The sequence below is a fragment of the Vandammella animalimorsus genome (assembly GCF_002285265.1).
Lineage (GTDB): Bacteria > Pseudomonadota > Gammaproteobacteria > Burkholderiales > Burkholderiaceae_C > Lampropedia.
Genome location: NZ_NSJB01000008.1, coordinates 1 through 16720, shown reverse-complemented (window position 1 = coordinate 16720; position 16720 = coordinate 1). Strand labels below are relative to the sequence as shown.

Sequence of the window (16720 nt, the reverse complement as noted above, 5' to 3'; positions counted from 1 at the left end):
ATCCCACAGCCCATCACCTGCCCGCCCATGCCTGCCGACGCTTTCGACGACCCGCCTGCCCCCGACGCCCCGCCCAGCCGCAGCGCCTGGAGCAAGCCCCGCGCGCTGTACGAGGACAAGCACCTGCTGGTGCTGTTCAAGCCCCACGAGCTGCTGAGCGTGCCCGGGCGCGGCGAGCACAAGCGCGACTCACTGGCCTGGCGCGCGCAGCAGTACTGGCGCAATGCGCTGATCGTGCACCGGCTGGACATGTCCACCTCCGGGCTGCTGGTCATGGCGCGCAGCCCGCAGGTGCACCGCCTGCTGTCCATCGCCTTTGCGCAGCGGCAGGTGCACAAGCGCTATACCGCCGTCGTGGCTGGGCAGCTGGCCGGGCAGCTGGCCACGCCGCCTTCCAGCCCTGGCGATGGCAACGCCGCCGAGCCCGGCTGGGGCCTGATCGACAAGCCGCTGGCCCTCGATTGGGAGCGCCGCCCGCTGCACATCGTCGATGAAGTGCAGGGCAAGCCCAGCCAGACGCGCTGGCGCGTGCTGCCCGCCCCGCCCGGTGCGCCGCACTACCCCATCGCCCACACCCGGCTGGATCTGGAGCCCATCACCGGCCGCACGCACCAGCTGCGCGTGCACCTGCAAAGCATCGGCCACCCCATCCTGGGCGATCCGCTCTACGCCCAGGGCGCAGCCCTCAATGCCGCGCCGCGCCTGCTGCTGCACGCGCGCGAGCTGGGCTTTGAGCACCCCATCAGCGGCAAGCCCATGTTCTTTGAATCGCCCGCCGAGTTTTGAACAGGCTCTGGCACCCGGCAGAACACAAACGGCAGCACACCAAACGCCAGAGTGCAAAAGGCGCAGCCCTGTGACAGGCTGCGCCTTTGGTTTTGCTGCGGTGCATGCCAGGCCGCTGGCCGGCATGCATGGCATCACTCAAAGCACTTCGAACACGCCGGCAGCGCCCATGCCGCCGCCGATGCACATGGTCACCATGACTTTCTTGGCGCCACGGCGCTTGCCTTCGATCAGCGCGTGGCCGGTCAGGCGCTGGCCGGAGACGCCGTAGGGGTGGCCCACGGCGATGGCGCCGCCGTTGACGTTGAGCTTCTCGGGCGGGATGCCCAGCTTGTCGCGGCAGTAGATGACCTGCACGGCAAAGGCTTCGTTGAGCTCCCACAGGTCGATGTCCTCGACCTTCAGGCCCAGCTTCTTGAGCACCTTGGGCACGGCAAAGACCGGGCCGATGCCCATTTCATCGGGCTCGCAGCCGGCCACGGCAAAGCCCAGGAAGCGCCCCAGCGGCTTGAGGCCATGGCGGCCGGCGTAGTCCTCGCTGACCAGCACGCAGGCGCCCGCGCCATCGGAGAACTGGCTGGCATTGCCCGCGGCGATGGTGCCGCCGGGCAGGGCCGGCTTGATGTTCTTGATGGCGTCCACCGTCGTGCCGGGGCGAATGCCCTCGTCCTGCGAGACGGTCACGCGCTTGGTGCGCATGCCGGTCTTGGGGTCGGCCACGCCGGCCATCACGGTGATGGGGGCGATCTCCTCGGTAAACAGCCCGGCCTCCAGCGCCGCCGTGGCTTTTTGCTGGCTGGCTGCGCCGTACTCGTCCATCTGCTCGCGCGTGATGTGGTAGCGCTTGGCCACCTGCTCGGCCGTTTGCAGCATGGACCAATAAATTTCCGGCTTGAGCTTGGCCAGCTCCGGGTCCATCAGCATGTGCTGGTTCATCACCGGCGCGACGCAGGAGATGCTCTCGACGCCGCCGGCGACGAACACATCGCCCTCGCCGGCGATGATGCGCTGCGCGGCCGTGGCAATGGTTTGCAGGCCCGAGGAGCAGAAGCGGTTGATGGTCTGGCCCGAGACGCTGATGGGCAGGCCGGCGAGCACGGCGATCTGGCGCGCGATATTGGCGCCGGTGGCGCCTTCGGGCGTGGCGCAGCCCATGAGCACGTCCTCGATGTCGGCCGCCTCGATGCCGGCGCGCTCGACGGCGTGCTTGACGGCGTGCGCGCCCAGCGTGGCGCCGTGCGTGAGGTTGAACGAGCCCTTGAAGCTCTTGGCCAGAGGCGTGCGTGCGGTGGAAACAATCACTGCATTGGTCATGTCGGTAATCCTTTTACTTGAACTGCTTGCCTTCTTTGGCCAATTGCGCCAGCAGAGGGGCCGGTTGCCAGAACTGCGCATCGTCGTGCGGGTTCTTGGCAAAGCGCTTCATAGTTTCGACGACGTTGAACAGCCCCAACTCGTTGGCGTAGTTCATCGGGCCGCCGCGCCAGAACGGGAAGCCGTAGCCGTACAGGTAAACGATGTCGATGTCGCTGGCGCGCTGGGCAAAGCCTTCTTCGACGATGCGCGCGCCCTCGTTGACCAGCGACAGCACCAGGCGCTGCACGATTTCCTCATCGCTGATCTTGCGCGGCGTGATGCCGATGTCCTTGCGGTGCTGCTCGATCATCTCCAGCACCTCCTGATTGACGATGGGCTCGCGCTTGCCCGGCTCGTAGTCGTACCAGCCCGCGCCGGTCTTCTGGCCAAAGCGGCCCTTCTCGCACAACAGGTCGGCGGTCTTGCTGTAGCGCATGTCCGGCTTTTCCACGGCACGGCGCTTGCGGATCGCCCAGCCAATGTCGTTGCCGGCCAGGTCGCCCATGCGGAACGGCCCCATGGCAAAGCCGAATTTCTCGATGGCCTTGTCCACCTGCTGCGGCGTGGCGCCTTCGTCAAGCAAGAAGCCTGCCTGGCGGCCGTACTGCTCGATCATGCGGTTGCCGATGAAGCCGTCCGTCACGCCGGCAACCACGGCCACCTTGCGGATCTTCTTGGCCAGCGCCATCACCGTGGCCAGCACGTCGTGCGCGGTCTTCTCGCCGCGCACCACCTCCAGCAGCTTCATGACGTTGGCCGGGCTGAAGAAGTGCAGGCCCACCACGTCCTGCGGGCGCTTGGTGAAGGCGGCGATCTGGTTCAAATCCAGCGTCGAGGTGTTCGAAGCCAGGATGGCGCCGGGCTTGAGCACTTCGTCGAGCTTCTTGAACACCTGCTCCTTCACGCCCATGTCCTCGAACACGGCCTCGATGACCAGGTCCACGTCCTTGAGGTCGTCATAGCTCAGCGTGGGCTTGAGCAGCGCCATGCGCGCCTCGTACTTGTCCTGCGCGAGCTTGCCCTTCTTGACCTGGGCCTCGTAGTTCTTGCCGATCGTGGCCAGGCCGCGATCGAGCGCCTCCTGCTTGGTCTCCAGGATGGTCACGGGGATGCCGGCGTTGAGGAAGTTCATCGCAATGCCGCCGCCCATGGTGCCCGCGCCAATCACGCCCACCGCCTTGATCTCGCGCTTGGGCGTATCGGCCGGCACGTCGTTGATCTTGGAGGCCGCGCGCTCGGCAAAGAACAGGTGGCGCAGCGCGCGCGACTCGGGCGTCCACATCAGGTTGATGAACAGCTCACGCTCCTTGGCCAGGCCGTCGTTGAACTTCATCTTGGTGGCCGCTTCCACGGCCTCCACGCACTTGAGCGGCGCGGGCAGGTTCTTGGCCACGGCGCCCACGGTGTTGCGCGCGAACTGGAAGAAGGCCTCGCCCTGCGGGTGCTTGGCCGGCAGATCGCGCACCTTGGGCAAATCCTTGACCTTGGCCACGGATTTGGCAAAGGCCAGCGCCTCCTGCAGCAGCTGCTCGGGCTGCTGCACCACTTCGTCGAACAGCTTTTGCCCCGGCATGCTGGCCAGCAGGTCGGCATCAACGCTCTCGCCGCTGACGATCATGTTCAGCGCCGCCTCCACGCCAATGGCGCGCGGCAGGCGCTGCGTGCCGCCCGCGCCGGGCAGCAGGCCCAGCTTGACCTCGGGCAGGGCCACCTTGGTGCCCGACGCCACCACGCGGTAATGGCAGGCCAGCGCCAGCTCCAGGCCACCGCCCATGACCACCGTGTGAATGGCCGCCACCACAGGCTTGCTGGCGTTTTCCACCACGCCGATCACGCTGTGCAGGTTGGGCTCGCGCATGGCGGCTTCCTTGCCGAACTCCGTGATGTCGGCGCCGCCGCTGAAGGCCTTGCCCGCGCCGGTGATCACGATGGCCTGCACGCCATCGTCGGCCAGGGCCTGGTTCATGCCATCGACGATGCCTTGGCGCGTGGCATGGCTCAGCCCGTTGACGGGCGGGTTGTCCAGCGTAATCAGTGCCACGCCGTCGAGCACCTTGTATTCAGCCGTCATGAAGTCTCCTTAGAAACGGTTGGAAAAAAATAGAACGGTCGTGCTATTTCCGCCGCGCATTCTACGGGAGTTGCGCGCCGCGCCACAATCTCACAGGGGACAGAGGGACGCAAAGAATGCGCCCCAAGCCAAACATGCCAGACACAAAAAGGGCCACCCGAAGGCGGCCCTGGAAGATGATTGCTGCGGGGGCTTGTGCCCCCGCGCGGCGGCGCTTACTCCACCATCAGGCGCTGCGAAGCGCCGGCCTGCTTCTTGGGCAGGGTCAGCACCAGCACGCCGTTGTCGTACTTGGCCTTGGCGGCGGCGGCGTCGATGTCCTGCGGCAGCTGGAAGCTGCGCGAGACCGAGCCATAGTAGCGCTCGCTGCGCAGCACTTTCTCGCCCTCGCCCTGCTGGCTGTCGTGCTGCTTGACCTCGGCGCTGAGGGTGACGACGCTGCCGTCGATGGAGACGTGGATGTCCTCCTTGCCCACGCCGGGCACCTCGGCCAGCACCTTGTAGGCGCCCTCGCTCTCGCTCACATCGATCTTGATCTGCGCGGCGCTGGGCAGCGGGTCACCGTGCAATGGCTTGATGAAAAAGCCCGGCGCGATCTCCTTGAACAAATCGTCGAACAGGCTGCCACGCATGCGGCTGAGTTGGTTGCTCATAAAGTCCTCCTTGCTTTGTGGATGGGCTGGCGCATGGCGCCAGCGGCTTGTCATCCATCTATTGGCAAAGCGACTATTTTCAAGAGGCGGAGCTCAAGCCAAGGCGGGGGGCGCCAATTCTTCGCGGGCGTAGGCCTGCACGGTGGCAAAGGCCTCTTGGGCCGCCTGCATCATCTGGCTTTCCTCCTCGGGCGAGAGGGGCGCGGCGTCCAGCGCCGCAGTGAAGGCGCGCCAGTGCCGGGCCGCGCCATCGGGGTGCGCGGCCAGGTGGCGCGCGCCGAAATCCCGCCCCAGGCCCAGCTTCTCGCTGGCGATCTTGAACAGGATGGTGCCGCCCAGGTTCGAGCCCTCGGCCACGTACAGCCAGCCCAGCGCTGTGGGCAGCGGGGTGTCAGCCCCCAGGCGGGCAGGCTCGGCTGCGGGCTGCGGCTGCTGCAGATCCCGCAGGTCGGCGGCGATCTCCGGCAGGCGGCAGCGCTGCGCCAGCTCGGGCACCAGCGCGGCCACGGCCGGCTGCGCGTACAAGGCCTCGATGTCGCGGTGAAAGCGGTACTGCACGCGCAGAAAGCGCCCGAACTGCTCACGGTTGGCAAAGATGTCGGCCGCCATGATGCTTTTGTCCAGCGTGTCATGCACCGCATGGGTGGCCGCCTTGAGGCGCTGGCTGCGTGTGGCAACAGAAGATGGGGATTGGCTCATGGGCAAGCTCCGATAGGTAATTGCAAATCGATTTCGATTGTACGTTTAGAGCGTGTTATGCACTTTGCGTCAAGCCGCGGCCCAGGCCTGATGCAGCCCAGGGCACAGGCAGCAACAGCCCTTCACCCGGGTTAGGAAAAGCGCCTGCGGCGGTTATTGATTTCACGTTACCACTTATGATCGCCACCATCGCGCGGCCGCGGCCGCGGCCATGGCTGCGGCGCTGCACGCTGGCGCGCTCGCGCCCGTGTTTCCACCCATTCTGTGATTGAAAGGCCATTGCCATGCAACGCTTCACCCCCAACCGCTCCGTGTGCGCCGCCCTGGTGCTCAGCAGCTGCCTGCTGGGCGCCGCCCAGGCGCACGGCAAGCACGACGGGCACGACCATGACGACGACCACCAGCAGCACCCGCACGTGCATGGCGTGGCGCATCTGGATGTGGCGCTCGATGGCAAGCAGCTGCTGCTGGAGCTGACCTCGCCGCAGGCCGACATCACCGGCTTCGAGCATGAGGCGCGCTCCAAGCAGGATAAGGAGGCGCTGCGCAAAGCCCGCCAACAACTGAAACAGGCCGCCAGCCTGTTCAGCCCCTCGGCCGCAGCCGCTTGTGAGCTGAAAAAGGTGGACATCGACGGCCTGGAAGAAGAGCACGACCACGACGACCACCCGCACGGCAAAAAGCACGACCATGATCATGACGACAAGCATGAGCATGCCGACGTCGAGGTCAGCTACCGCTTCGACTGCGCCCGGCCCGAGGCGCTTGAGGCCATCGAGGTGCAGCTGGCCAAGACCTTCACCAGCCTGCACACCATTGAGGTGCAACTGGCCATGCCCCAGGGGCAGTTCCAGCGCACGCTCAAGAACGGGCAAACGCGCCTGAGCTGGAAATGATCCCGCTGGCCGCAGCAGCGCCGCAGCCCGCAGCAGCAACAGCCGCCGCGCCGGCCATGGTGCAGGTGCGGCAGCTGCGCTACCAATGGCCAGGGCAGCCGCGGCCTTGCCTGGAGATCGAGGAGTTCAGCGTCCGCCACGGCGAGACGGTGTTCCTCCACGGCCCCAGCGGCAGCGGCAAAAGCACGCTGCTGTCGCTGCTGGCCGGGGTGTTTCTGCCGCAGCAGGGTCAGGTACTGCTGGGCGGGCGCGACTGGGCCAGCCTGGGCCGCTCACAACGCGATGCCTGGCGCGCCCGGCAGCTGGGCTACATCTTTCAGCAGTTCAACCTGTTGCCCTACCTGAGCGTGCAGGACAACGTGCTGCTGCCTTGCCGCTTTGCGCCCGAGCGCGCACAGACCGCACAGCGCCAGCACGGCAGCCTGGAGGCCGGCGCCCGCCATTGGCTGCAGGCCATGGACCTGCCCGCCAGCCTGTGGCACAGCCCGGCGCGCTCGCTGTCGGTCGGCCAGCAGCAGCGCGTGGCCGCCGCCCGCGCCCTGATGGGCATGCCGCCGCTGGTGATTGCCGATGAGCCGACCTCGGCCCTCGACGAAGACCGCCGCGATGCCTTCATGAACCTGCTGCTGGCCGCCTGCGCCCAGGCCGGCAGCAGCGTGATCTTCGTCAGCCACGACCAGCGCCTGGCCCCGCGCTTCATGCGCCAGGTGGCGCTGGAGTCCATCAACCGCGCAGCCGCCGCTGCTTGAGCGCCCGCCCCCTCGTTCTGCCCATGCACGCCTTGTTCCGCCTGGCCTGGCAAAGCGCCTGGAACCGCCGCTTCACGCTGGCGCTGACGATGTTTTCCATCGCCCTCTCGACCTTCATGCTGCTGGGCGTGGAGCGCATCCGCAGCGACGTACGCGAGGGCTTTGGCTCGGCCGTCTCGGGCACGGACTTGATCGTCGGCGCCCGCACCGGCTCGGTGCAGCTGCTGCTGTATTCGGTGTTCCGCATCGGCGCGGCCACCAACAACATCCGCTGGCAAAGCGTGCAGGACATCGAACGCATGCGCGGCGTGCGTTGGGTAATCCCGCTGTCGCTGGGCGACTCGCACCGCGGCTACCCGGTGCTGGGCACCAGCGCCGATTACTTCACGCATTTCCGCTACGGCCAGAAGCAGTCGCTGCAGCTGCGCAGCGGCAAGCCGTTCGAGGACTTGTTCGACGCCGTGCTGGGCGCCGACGTGGCGCGGCAGCTGGGCTACCGGCTGGGCGACAAGATCACCCTCACCCACGGCGCTGGCGGCCCAATCAATGCCATCGAGCACGACGACAAACCCTTCGTCGTCAGCGGCATCCTGGCCCCCACGGGCACGCCGGTGGATCGCACCGTGCACATCAGCCTGCAGGCCATGCAGGCCCTGCACGTGGACTGGAGCAATGGCGTGCGCCTGCCCGGCAGAAGCGTCAGCGCCCAGGCCGTGCGCGACATGGACTTGAGCCCGCGCAACGTCACGACCGTGCTGATCGGCCTGCAATCGCGCGCACAGGTCTTTTCGCTGCAGCGCCAGATCAACCAATACCGCGGCGAGCCGCTGATGGCCGTGCTGCCGGGCGTGGCCATGGACGAGCTCTGGGGCGTGATCGGCACCGGCGAGCGCGCCTTGCTGCTGATGTCGGCCCTGGTGGCCTTCGTCAGCCTGCTGGGCATGGTGGCGGTGGTGCTGGCCGGCCTGAACGAGCGCCGCCGAGAGCTGGCCGTGCTGCGCGCCGTGGGCGCACGGCCGGCGCACATCATCTGGCTGCTGGCGCTCGAAGGGGCGCTGGCCACTGGCCTGGGCGTCTTGCTGGGCATCTTGGCCCTGGGCCTGAGCGCCGCCGCGGCCGCCCCCTGGTTGCTGAACCAATTCGGCCTGCACATCCACTGGTGGCAAGTCACGCCGCTGCAATGGTGGATACTGCTGGGCCTGCTGTGTACGGGCTTTGCCGCCAGCCTGATCCCCGGCTGGCGGGCCTACCGGCTGTCGCTGGTCGATGGCCTGGCCCCGCCGGTGTAAGCGCCCGTGTAAGAACCTCTGTTCAAAGCGCCGATCCACGAGCCGATGGCGGCAAATGCCGCCTCATTCCATTCACCTCTTTTTGCTGCTGCCATGACCATGCTTCGCCGCACCTGCCTTCGTTTTGCCGCTGCCGGCCTGGCCGCCTGCGCGCTGCCCGCAGCCCCACTGCTGGCCAAGGGCGACAAGCCCATTGCCCTGAGCTGGGACGAGCTGGTGCCCAAGGACTGGGACCCCAGCGCCGAGTTCACCGACCTGTTCGAACAGGGCGCCGACACCTGGGAGGACAGCGACCCGCGCGCGCAAAAGCTCTACGAGCGCATGCGCAAGGTCTGGGATGCGGCCCCCACCGTCGATCGCTTCAACGGCAAGACCGTGCGCCTGCCGGGCTACGTCGTCGCCCTGGAAGAAGGCAAGGACGGCCTGAGCGAGCTGCTGCTGGTGCCCAACTTCGGCGCTTGCATCCACACGCCGCCGCCGCCGGCCAACCAGATCATCCACATCAAGCTGGCCCAGCCCGTCAAGGGCTTCAGCTCGCTCGACGCCGTCTGGGCCACCGGCACGCTGAAGGTCACGCGCAACCAATCGGACATGGGCGTCAGCGGCTACAGCCTGCAAGCGGCCAAGCTGGCCCCGTACAAGGATTGAGCCCCCGCATGCGCCCCATGCCACAACGCCCGCCCTCCTGCAGCCGCCCGCCGCACCAGGCCCAGCGCCACGGCGCAGCCGGCCAGCGCAACGCCGCCGCACTGGCCCTGGCCGCTGGCCTGGCGCTGGGCCTGGCCTTGCTCGCCACGCCGCCAGCACAGGCCCAGGCCAGCGGCCAGGACCAGGGCCAGATCAAGACCGCAGCCCCCCAGGCACAGACCAGCGCGCCAGCGGCCAGCCTGCCCGCCCCCTTCGCCGCCGCGCTGCGCAAGGCCCAGATCCCGCCCGAGGCCGTGGCCCTGTGGGTGCAGGCCGTGGACGGCCAGGCCACGCCGCGCGCGGCGCACCGCGCCGCCCAGCCCATGAGCCCGGCCTCGACCATGAAGCTGGTCACCACCTATGCCGCGCTGGATCGGCTGGGCCCGGCCTACACCTGGAAGACGCGCATCTACACCGACGGCCAGCTCGACAACGGCAGCCTGCGCGGCAACGTCTACATCCAGGGCGGCGGCGACCCGAAACTCGTCATGGAGCGCCTGTGGCTGCTGCTGCGCCAGCTGCAGCAGCACGGCGTGCGCGTCGTGCTGGGCGACATCGTGCTCGACCGCAGCGCCTTCGCGCTGCCGCCGCACAACGCCGCGGCCTTCGACGACGAGCCGCTGCGCCCCTACAACGCCGCGCCCGATGCGCTGCTGCTGAACTTCAAGTCCGTCATCCTGCGCTTCGTGCCCGACCCGGCCAGTGGCCGCGCGCAGGTGCAGCTCTCGCCGCCCATGGCCCAGCTGGAGCTGCCCGCCAGCGTGCCGCTGAACCCCACGGCGCGCCACTGCCCCAGCAACTGGCGCGCGCAGCTGCAGCTGGACGTCAGCCAGCCCGGGCGCTGGCGCCTGGGCGGCAGCTATCCCAGCGCCTGCGGCGCACTGAACTGGGCCGTGGCCTACCCCGACCCGGAGGGCTTTGCCAACAAGGCCATCGAAGGCATGTGGCGCGAGCTGGGCGGCAGCATCACCGGCCAGGTGCGCAGCGGCCGCACCCCTGGCGGCCTGCAGCCCTGGATCACCGAGCCCTCGCTGTCGCTGGCCGAGATCGTGCGCGACGTCAACAAGTACAGCAACAACGTCATGGCCGACCACGTGTTCCTGGCGCTGGGCCAGGCGGGCGCGCCGGCCGGCCAGGCCATGGACTTTGCCAGCGCGCAGCGCGCCATCGGCCAGTGGTGGCACAGCCGCATCGGCAACCCGCCCGGCACGCTGCACATCGACAACGGCTCGGGCCTGAGCCGCGATGCGCGCATCACCGCCCAGGCCATGGGCCAGATGCTGCGCCATGCCTGGCATTCGCCGGTGATGCCCGAGCTGGTGGCCTCGCTGCCGGCCACCGGGGTGGACGGCACCATGCGCCGCAGCCGCGCCGCAGCCGCGCACCTGAAGACGGGCTCGCTGCGCGACGTCAACGCGCTGGCCGGCTACGTGCACGGCCACAGCGGCAAGCGCTACGCGCTGGTGGTCATCATCAACCACGCCAACGCTGCGGCCGCGCGCGGCGCAGCCTTCGACGCTTTGATCGACTGGGTGGCCAATGACTGAACGGGCATGGCAGCCATGGTTGTCAAAACGCAACCGCGCCGGGGCGGGCGGCCAAATGCCTCGGCGATAATCGCGCCCCATGAGCGGCGCTGCTGGCCGCATGCTGCGCGCCCAGGCTTTTTCATCGATTCGGGAGAGTGACTCTTGTTTTCCATCATCCAAGCCGCTGGCTGGCCCATCTGGCCCCTGATCTTTTGCTCCATCATCGCCCTGGCCATCATCGCCGAGCGCTTCTACAGCCTGCGGCGGCCAGGCATTGCGCCGCTGGGCCTGGTGCACGAGGCCAAGACCGCCTCGGCCAAGTACATCCCACCGGCCGACGTGATCGACAAGCTGGAAAACAGCAGCGCGCTGGGTGAAGTGCTGGCCGCAGGCCTGCGCGCACTCAAGGCCAACCCACGCGCCAGCGAGGAAGAGCTGCGCCAGGCCATGCAAAGCCGCGGGCGCGTGGTGGTGGGGCGCATCAGCAAGTTCCTGCAGGCCCTGGCCACCATTGCCTCGGCCGCGCCGCTGCTGGGCCTGCTGGGCACGGTCATCGGCATGATCGAGATCTTTGCCTCGCAGGGCTCGATCGACTCGGGCGTGATCCAGGGCGACCCCGGGCGCCTGGCGCACGGCATTTCCGTGGCGCTGTACAACACCGCTTTTGGCCTGATCGTGGCCATCCCGGCGCTGATCTTCTGGCGTTATTTCCGCAGCCGCGTCGATGCCTATGTGCTGGAGATGGAAGTGGCTGCGGAAACCTTCCTCAAGCACCTCAAGTCCCTGCAGCAATGAACTTCCAAGCGCCCCACTCCAGCGGCTTTGGCCACGGCAGCAGCGAGCCGGAGATCAACCTCATCCCCTTCATCGACGTGCTGCTGGTCATCCTGATCTTTCTGATGCTGACCACGACCTACAGCCGCTTCAACGAGCTGCGGCTGAACCTGCCGCTGGCCAATGCCGAGCAGCTGCAGCAGCGCCCGCACGAGGTGAGCGTGTCGCTGGACTCCGGCGGCAACGTGGCCGTGGACGGGCAGGTGCTGGGCCAGGCCAACCCGGCGCAGCTGGCCCAGGCGCTGCGCCAGGCCGCCGCCGCCAAGCCCGAGGCCATGCTCATCATCAGCGCCGACGGCCTGGCCTCGCACCAATCGGTCATCACCGTCATGGAGGCCGCGCGCAACGTCGGCCTGGCCCGCGTGACCTTCGCCACCCAGGCCTCGGGCGGGCAGTGATGGCGCTGTGCCATGCGCTGGCCGCGCGCGGCGCACACCGCACAGTGACAGTGACGCTGACCATCGGCGCCCCCCGCTGAGCCCCACTCGCCAATCCCCCACGCCACGCGCCGCCCATGCCGCTGCAGCCCTGGATCGAGCACCGCTGGCGGCAGGCAGCGCCGCGCTGCCACCCGGCCGATGCGCTGCTGCTGCGCCCCCTGTCCTGGCTGTACGGCAGCGCCGTGCGCACCCGACGCTGGCTGTATGCCCGGCGCCTGCTCACCGCCCAGGCCCTGCCCGTGCCTACGGTCGTCATCGGCAACGTCATCGCCGGCGGCGCGGGCAAAACCCCTGTGACCATCGCCCTGGTGCAGGCCCTGCAGGCCCAGGGCCTGCGCGTGGGCGTGATCTCGCGCGGCCACGGCCGGCAGCGCCCGGCCCAGGGCCCGGACTGCCTGCAGGTCTTGCCCGGCAGCAGCGCCCAGGCCGTGGGCGATGAGCCCCTGCTGATCCAGCAGCGCACACAGGCGCCGGTCTTCGTTGCCGGCCAACGTCATGCGGCCGGCCTGGCCCTGCTGAAAGCCTATCCAGACACCGAGCTGCTGCTGTGCGACGATGGCCTGCAGCACCTGGCCCTGCAGCGCGATGTCGAACTGTGCGTGTTTCCGGACTGGGGCGTGGGCAATGGCCGGCTGCTGCCCGCCGGCCCGCTGCGCGAGCCCTGGCCCAGGCCGGTGGATTTCGTGCTGCAAACCACCCCGGCAGCGCAGCCCGTTGCGAGCGAGCAGCCGCCGGGCACGGTCTGGCCCATCGCGCGCCAGCTGGCCGGCTATGCCATCAATGGCCAGGGCCAGCGCCTGCCGCTGCAGCACTGGCAAATGCCCCCGGCGCAGGATGGCAGCCCGCCGCCGCTGGCGGCCGTGGCCGGCATTGCCCAGCCGCAAGCCTTTTTCGCCATGCTGCGCGCGCACGGTCTGAGGCCCAGCCACTGCATCGCCCTGCCGGACCACGCGCACTTCGATCCCCTGCCCGCCGCGCTGGCGCACTGGCCGCGCCATGCGCCCCTGCTGTGCACGGAAAAAGACGCCGTCAAACTCTGGCCGCACTGGCCCCAGGCCTGGGCCGTGCCCTTGCAACTGCAATTGCCCGAGGCACTGCCCGCCGCCGTGCTGGCACTGGCCCGCCAACGCTTTGCCGCCCGCCAGCAGCAGGCGTCGCAATGATGACGACACCCACTGCCCAGATTTCGATTTCGGAACCTGTGCAAGGCCCCGGCACGGGTTTCTTTACCCCTCCTGCCCAAGAAAGCCGCCGCTTTGGTGCCGCCACAGGCGTGCATAAATGCCGTCCTGGGCCAGCAGCTGGGCATGACTGCCTTGCTCGACGATGCGGCCTTCGTCAATGACGATCAGGCGATCCATCGCGGCGATGGTCGAGAGCCGGTGCGCAATGGCGATCACGGTCTTGCCCTGCATCATGGCGTCCAGGCTGTGCTGGATGGCCGCTTCCACTTCCGAATCGAGCGCGCTGGTGGCTTCGTCGAGCAGCAGAATCGGCGCGTTCTTGAGCATGACGCGCGCAATGGCAATGCGCTGGCGCTGCCCGCCCGAGAGCTTCACGCCGCGCTCGCCAACCATGGTGTCCAGCCCGCGGCGCCCCTGCGGGTCGCTGAGCTGGCCGATGAAATCGGCCTGGGCGCGCTGCACCGCAGACAGGATTTGCGCTTCGCTGGCATCGGGCAGGCCATAGGCGATGTTGTCGCGCACCGAGCGGTGCAGCAAGGAGGTGTCCTGCGTGACCATGCCGATGGCCGCGCGCAGGCTGTCCTGCGTCACCTGGCTGATGTCCTGCCCGTCGATGCGGATCTGCCCGCCTTCCAGGTCGTAAAAGCGCAGCAGCACATTGAGCAGGCTGGACTTGCCCGCGCCCGAGCGCCCCACCAGGCCGATCTTCTCGCCCGGCTGCACCGTCAGGCTCAGGCCGTCGAACACCTGGCGCTGCGGCCCGTAGCGAAAGCGGATGGCATCGAACTCCACCAAGCCGCGCGAGACCTGCAGCGCCGGCGCCTGCGGCACATCCTGCACCTGGGCGCGCTTGGTCAGTGTGGCCATGCCGTCCTGCACTGTGCCGATGCTCTCGAACAGCGAGGTCAGCTCCCACATGATCCAGTACGACAGGCTGTTGACGCGCAAGGCCATGGCCATGACGGCGGCCACGGCGCCCAGGCCGACCTCACCGGCCTGCCACAGCCACAGCGCCAGTGCGCCGGTCGAGAGCATCAGGCCCACGCTCAGCGCCTGGTTGGTCAGTTCGAAGCCACTGACCAGGCGCATCTGGCAGTAGCCCGTGTCCATGAACTCCTCCATCGCGGCGCGGGCGAAATGGGCTTCGCGCTGCGTGTGAGAGAACAGCTTGACGGTGGTGATGTTGGTGTAGGCATCCGTCACCCGCCCGGTCATCAGCGAGCGGGCATCGGCCTGCTCCTGCCCGACCTTGCCCAACCGGGGCACGAAAAACCCCATGGCTGCGCCAAACATCAGCACCCAGCCCACGAAAGGCAGCATCAGGCGCGCATCGAAGCTGCCTGCCAGCACGATGATGGAGAAGAAATACACGCCGATGCCCAGCACGATCTCGGCCACGACCATCAGCACCTCGCGCACGGCCAGCGCCGTCTGCATGACTTTGGTCGTCACCCGGCCGGCAAACTCATCGGCGAAAAAGCCCAGGCTTTGCTGCAGCATCAGCCGATGAAAGTGCCAGCGCAGACGCAGCGGCAGGTTGATGGCCAGCGTCTGGTTTTGCACCAGGCTGCGCCAGCCCACCAGCGCAATGCTGCCCAGCATCACCAGGGCAATGCCCAGCAGCACCCGCCGCTGCTGCGCCTCGCCCACGGCGCTCGACTGCCAGGCCGCGAGCAAATCCACCACCTGGCCCAGAAAGGCAAACAGCCAGGCCTCGTAAATGGACACGGCCGCACGCAGGGCAATCAGCAGGACGATGTACTTGCGCATGCCCTGGGTGCAGGCCCAGATGAAGCGCGCCACGCCGCCGCTGGGCAGCGGCTGAGGCGCCGGTTCGGGAAAGGGCGCCAGCAGGCGCTCGAACCAGCCCAGCAAAGCCTTGCGCATCGTCAATCCCTTTCCTCGCTTGCCGCTCTTGCCCTGCACCCGGCCTCAAATCGGCTGGGCAATCAAGTCATGCCCTTGGGCCTGCACAATTTTTGCCTTGGTGAATTCGCCCACCTTCAAGGTTTTGCTCACCTTCTGCGGCGGCAGCAGGTGCACGATGCCATCGATTTCCGGCGCATCGGCGTAGCTGCGCCCGCGCCCGCCCTTGCGCCCCAGGGCCGGCGCATGATCGACCAGCACCTGCATCACATCCCCGACGCGGCGCTGCAGCCGCTGGCTGGAAATGCGCTCGGCCACGGCCATGAAGCGCGCCCGGCGCTCCTCACGCAACTCCTGCGGCAGCATCCCCGGCAAGGCATTGGCCGCTGCGCCCTGCACGTCGCTGTAGGCAAAGCAACCGGCGCGATCGATTTGCGCCTGCTCCATGAAGTCCAGCAAATGCTGGAACTCTTGCTCCGTCTCACCGGGAAAGCCGGCAATGAAGGTGCTGCGCAGCACCAGCTCGGGGCAGAGTTCGCGCCAGCGCTGGATGCGCTCCAGATTCTTTTCGCCGTCGGCCGGACGCTTCATGCGCTTGAGCACATCCGGATGGCTGTGCTGAAAGGGCACATCCAGATAGGGCAAGACCTTGCCCTCGGCCATCAACTCGACCACGGCATCCACGCTGGGATACGGATACACATAGTGCAGGCGCACCCAGGCCTTGTACTGGGCGGCCAGATCGCCCAGGGCCTGAACCAAATCCAGCAAGCGCGTCTTCACCGGTTTGCCATCCCAAAAGCCCGTGCGGTATTTCAAGTCCACCCCATAGGCCGAGGTGTCCTGGCTGATGATCAACAGTTCCTTGACTCCGCCTTCGAACAAGGCTTGGGCTTCCCTGAGCACATCGCCCACCGGGCGAGACACTAGATCGCCACGCATCGACGGAATGATGCAAAAGGTGCAGCGGTGGTTGCAGCCTTCGCTGATTTTCAGGTACGCGTAATGCTTGGGCGTGAGCTTGAGGCCAGCCTCACCAAATCCCCCTGGCACCAGATCAAGAAACGGGTCATGCGGCTTGGGCAAATGCGCATGCACTGCATCCATGACCTCCTGCGTGGCATGCGGTCCCGTGACCGCCAGCACACTGGGATGTATTTGCTGCACCAGGTTTTCGCCATCCCCAGCCTGCCGGGCCCCTAGGCAACCGGTGACGATGACTTTGCCATTGGCGGCCAAGGCTTCACCAATCGTGTCCAGACTTTCCTTGACCGCATCGTCAATAAAACCGCAGGTATTGACGATGACCAAATCCGCCCCCTCAAAAGTCTTGGCGGTGCGATAGCCCTCCGCGCTGAGCTGCGTGAGAATCAACTCGGAGTCGGTCAACGCCTTGGGGCAACCCAGGCTGACAAAACCAATCTTGGGGGCTGAGGCAGCAGAAATACTGGACATGGTGGAAATTCTCAATGAATATGCGTTGTGGGGTATGCGCTTTCAGCACGATCTCGCACTGCATTGCAGCGCAAAGGAATGCACCAAATAAAACACACAAAACAAACCCCCCACTTCCGAATTTGGAAGAGGGGGGTTTTGGGGATAAGAGCCTGACGATGACCTACTTTCACACGGGAATCCGCACTATCATTGGCGCTGGTCCGTTTCACTGTCCTGTTCGGGA

15 protein-coding genes are annotated in these 16720 nt (G+C 67.2%); 9 read left to right on the top strand and 6 right to left on the bottom strand.

Annotated elements, in window-relative coordinates:
* Positions 1-27: 27 nt before the first annotated feature.
* Entirely contained in the window at positions 28-786 is a 759-nt protein-coding gene (locus tag CK625_RS10000) for an RluA family pseudouridine synthase (RefSeq protein WP_095540259.1), read from the top strand.
* A gap of 138 nt (positions 787-924) precedes the next feature.
* Here the strand turns inward: CK625_RS10000 and CK625_RS09995 are convergent, their stop codons facing one another.
* From CK625_RS09995 to CK625_RS09980, 4 genes are all read right to left on the bottom strand, one after another.
* Positions 925-2100, bottom strand: coding sequence for an acetyl-CoA C-acyltransferase (locus tag CK625_RS09995; RefSeq protein WP_095540177.1), 1176 nt, complete (start codon positions 2098-2100; stop codon positions 925-927).
* 13 nt (positions 2101-2113) lie between these two features.
* Complete coding sequence (locus tag CK625_RS09990) at positions 2114-4213, bottom strand: 3-hydroxyacyl-CoA dehydrogenase NAD-binding domain-containing protein (RefSeq protein WP_095540176.1); 2100 nt, start codon at positions 4211-4213, stop codon at positions 2114-2116.
* Between the two features lie 215 nt (positions 4214-4428).
* Complete coding sequence (locus CK625_RS09985) at positions 4429-4866, bottom strand: Hsp20/alpha crystallin family protein (protein WP_095540258.1); 438 nt, start codon at positions 4864-4866, stop codon at positions 4429-4431.
* Positions 4867-4959: 93 nt separating this feature from the next.
* The gene (locus tag CK625_RS09980; protein ID WP_095540175.1) at positions 4960-5565 is read right to left on the bottom strand and encodes a biliverdin-producing heme oxygenase; all 606 of its coding nucleotides are present in this window, start codon (positions 5563-5565) and stop codon (positions 4960-4962) included.
* Between the two features lie 284 nt (positions 5566-5849).
* Here CK625_RS09980 and CK625_RS09975 point away from each other — a divergent pair, with 284 nt between their 5' ends.
* The 8 genes from CK625_RS09975 (at position 5850) to lpxK (ending at position 13152) form a co-directional block, all read left to right on the top strand.
* Positions 5850-6461: a DUF2796 domain-containing protein gene (locus CK625_RS09975; RefSeq protein ID WP_095540174.1), complete on the top strand. Its 612-nt coding sequence runs from the start codon at positions 5850-5852 to the stop codon at positions 6459-6461.
* Entirely contained in the window at positions 6458-7210 is a 753-nt protein-coding gene (locus CK625_RS09970) for an ABC transporter ATP-binding protein (RefSeq protein ID WP_238945618.1), read from the top strand. The genes CK625_RS09975 and CK625_RS09970 overlap by 4 nt, the downstream gene beginning before the upstream one ends.
* 23 nt (positions 7211-7233) lie before the next feature.
* Entirely contained in the window at positions 7234-8499 is a 1266-nt protein-coding gene (locus CK625_RS09965) for an ABC transporter permease (RefSeq protein ID WP_095540173.1), read from the top strand.
* 93 nt (positions 8500-8592) lie between these two features.
* Positions 8593-9147, top strand: a complete 555-nt coding sequence (locus CK625_RS09960) for a DUF3299 domain-containing protein (protein WP_095540172.1) — start codon at positions 8593-8595, stop codon at positions 9145-9147.
* Positions 9148-9164: 17 nt separating this feature from the next.
* Positions 9165-10733: a D-alanyl-D-alanine carboxypeptidase/D-alanyl-D-alanine endopeptidase gene (gene dacB / locus CK625_RS09955; RefSeq protein WP_095540256.1), complete on the top strand. Its 1569-nt coding sequence runs from the start codon at positions 9165-9167 to the stop codon at positions 10731-10733.
* A 144-nt stretch (positions 10734-10877) separates the two neighbouring features.
* Positions 10878-11510, top strand: a complete 633-nt coding sequence (locus CK625_RS09950; RefSeq protein WP_095540171.1) for a MotA/TolQ/ExbB proton channel family protein — start codon at positions 10878-10880, stop codon at positions 11508-11510.
* Positions 11507-11947 carry an ExbD/TolR family protein gene (locus CK625_RS09945; protein WP_095540170.1) on the top strand — a complete coding sequence of 147 codons (441 nt, stop codon included), beginning with the start codon at positions 11507-11509 and terminating at the stop codon, positions 11945-11947. Before CK625_RS09950 ends, CK625_RS09945 begins: the two co-directional genes overlap by 4 nt.
* A gap of 116 nt (positions 11948-12063) precedes the next feature.
* Positions 12064-13152 carry a tetraacyldisaccharide 4'-kinase gene (lpxK, locus tag CK625_RS09940; RefSeq protein WP_095540169.1) on the top strand — a complete coding sequence of 363 codons (1089 nt, stop codon included), beginning with the start codon at positions 12064-12066 and terminating at the stop codon, positions 13150-13152.
* A gap of 63 nt (positions 13153-13215) precedes the next feature.
* Here the strand turns inward: lpxK and CK625_RS09935 are convergent, their stop codons facing one another.
* Together CK625_RS09935 and rimO are read right to left on the bottom strand one after the other, a co-directional pair.
* Entirely contained in the window at positions 13216-15060 is a 1845-nt protein-coding gene (locus tag CK625_RS09935) for an ABC transporter ATP-binding protein (RefSeq protein WP_429001310.1), read from the bottom strand.
* Between the two features lie 45 nt (positions 15061-15105).
* Positions 15106-16494 (bottom strand): 30S ribosomal protein S12 methylthiotransferase RimO, encoded by a 1389-nt coding sequence (gene rimO / locus CK625_RS09930; RefSeq protein ID WP_095540168.1) that lies wholly within the window; start codon positions 16492-16494, stop codon positions 15106-15108.
* Positions 16495-16720: the final 226 nt, after the last annotated feature.

Bases quoted from the DNA above. Each gene is read 5' to 3' on its own strand.
- CK625_RS10000 (WP_095540259.1), top strand. From the start codon at position 28: ATGCCTGCCGACGCTTTCGACGACCCGCCTGCCCCCGACGCCCCGCCC.
- CK625_RS09995 (WP_095540177.1), bottom strand. From the start codon at position 2,100: ATGACCAATGCAGTGATTGTTTCCACCGCACGCACGCCTCTGGCCAAG.
- CK625_RS09990 (WP_095540176.1), bottom strand. From the start codon at position 4,213: ATGACGGCTGAATACAAGGTGCTCGACGGCGTGGCACTGATTACGCTG.
- CK625_RS09985 (WP_095540258.1), bottom strand. From the start codon at position 4,866: ATGAGCAACCAACTCAGCCGCATGCGTGGCAGCCTGTTCGACGATTTG.
- CK625_RS09980 (WP_095540175.1), bottom strand. From the start codon at position 5,565: ATGAGCCAATCCCCATCTTCTGTTGCCACACGCAGCCAGCGCCTCAAG.
- CK625_RS09975 (WP_095540174.1), top strand. From the start codon at position 5,850: ATGCAACGCTTCACCCCCAACCGCTCCGTGTGCGCCGCCCTGGTGCTC.
- CK625_RS09970 (WP_238945618.1), top strand. From the start codon at position 6,458: ATGATCCCGCTGGCCGCAGCAGCGCCGCAGCCCGCAGCAGCAACAGCC.
- CK625_RS09965 (WP_095540173.1), top strand. From the start codon at position 7,234: ATGCACGCCTTGTTCCGCCTGGCCTGGCAAAGCGCCTGGAACCGCCGC.
- CK625_RS09960 (WP_095540172.1), top strand. From the start codon at position 8,593: ATGACCATGCTTCGCCGCACCTGCCTTCGTTTTGCCGCTGCCGGCCTG.
- dacB (WP_095540256.1), top strand. From the start codon at position 9,165: ATGCCACAACGCCCGCCCTCCTGCAGCCGCCCGCCGCACCAGGCCCAG.
- CK625_RS09945 (WP_095540170.1), top strand. From the start codon at position 11,507: ATGAACTTCCAAGCGCCCCACTCCAGCGGCTTTGGCCACGGCAGCAGC.
- lpxK (WP_095540169.1), top strand. From the start codon at position 12,064: ATGCCGCTGCAGCCCTGGATCGAGCACCGCTGGCGGCAGGCAGCGCCG.
- CK625_RS09935 (WP_429001310.1), bottom strand. From the start codon at position 15,060: ATGCGCAAGGCTTTGCTGGGCTGGTTCGAGCGCCTGCTGGCGCCCTTT.
- rimO (WP_095540168.1), bottom strand. From the start codon at position 16,494: ATGTCCAGTATTTCTGCTGCCTCAGCCCCCAAGATTGGTTTTGTCAGC.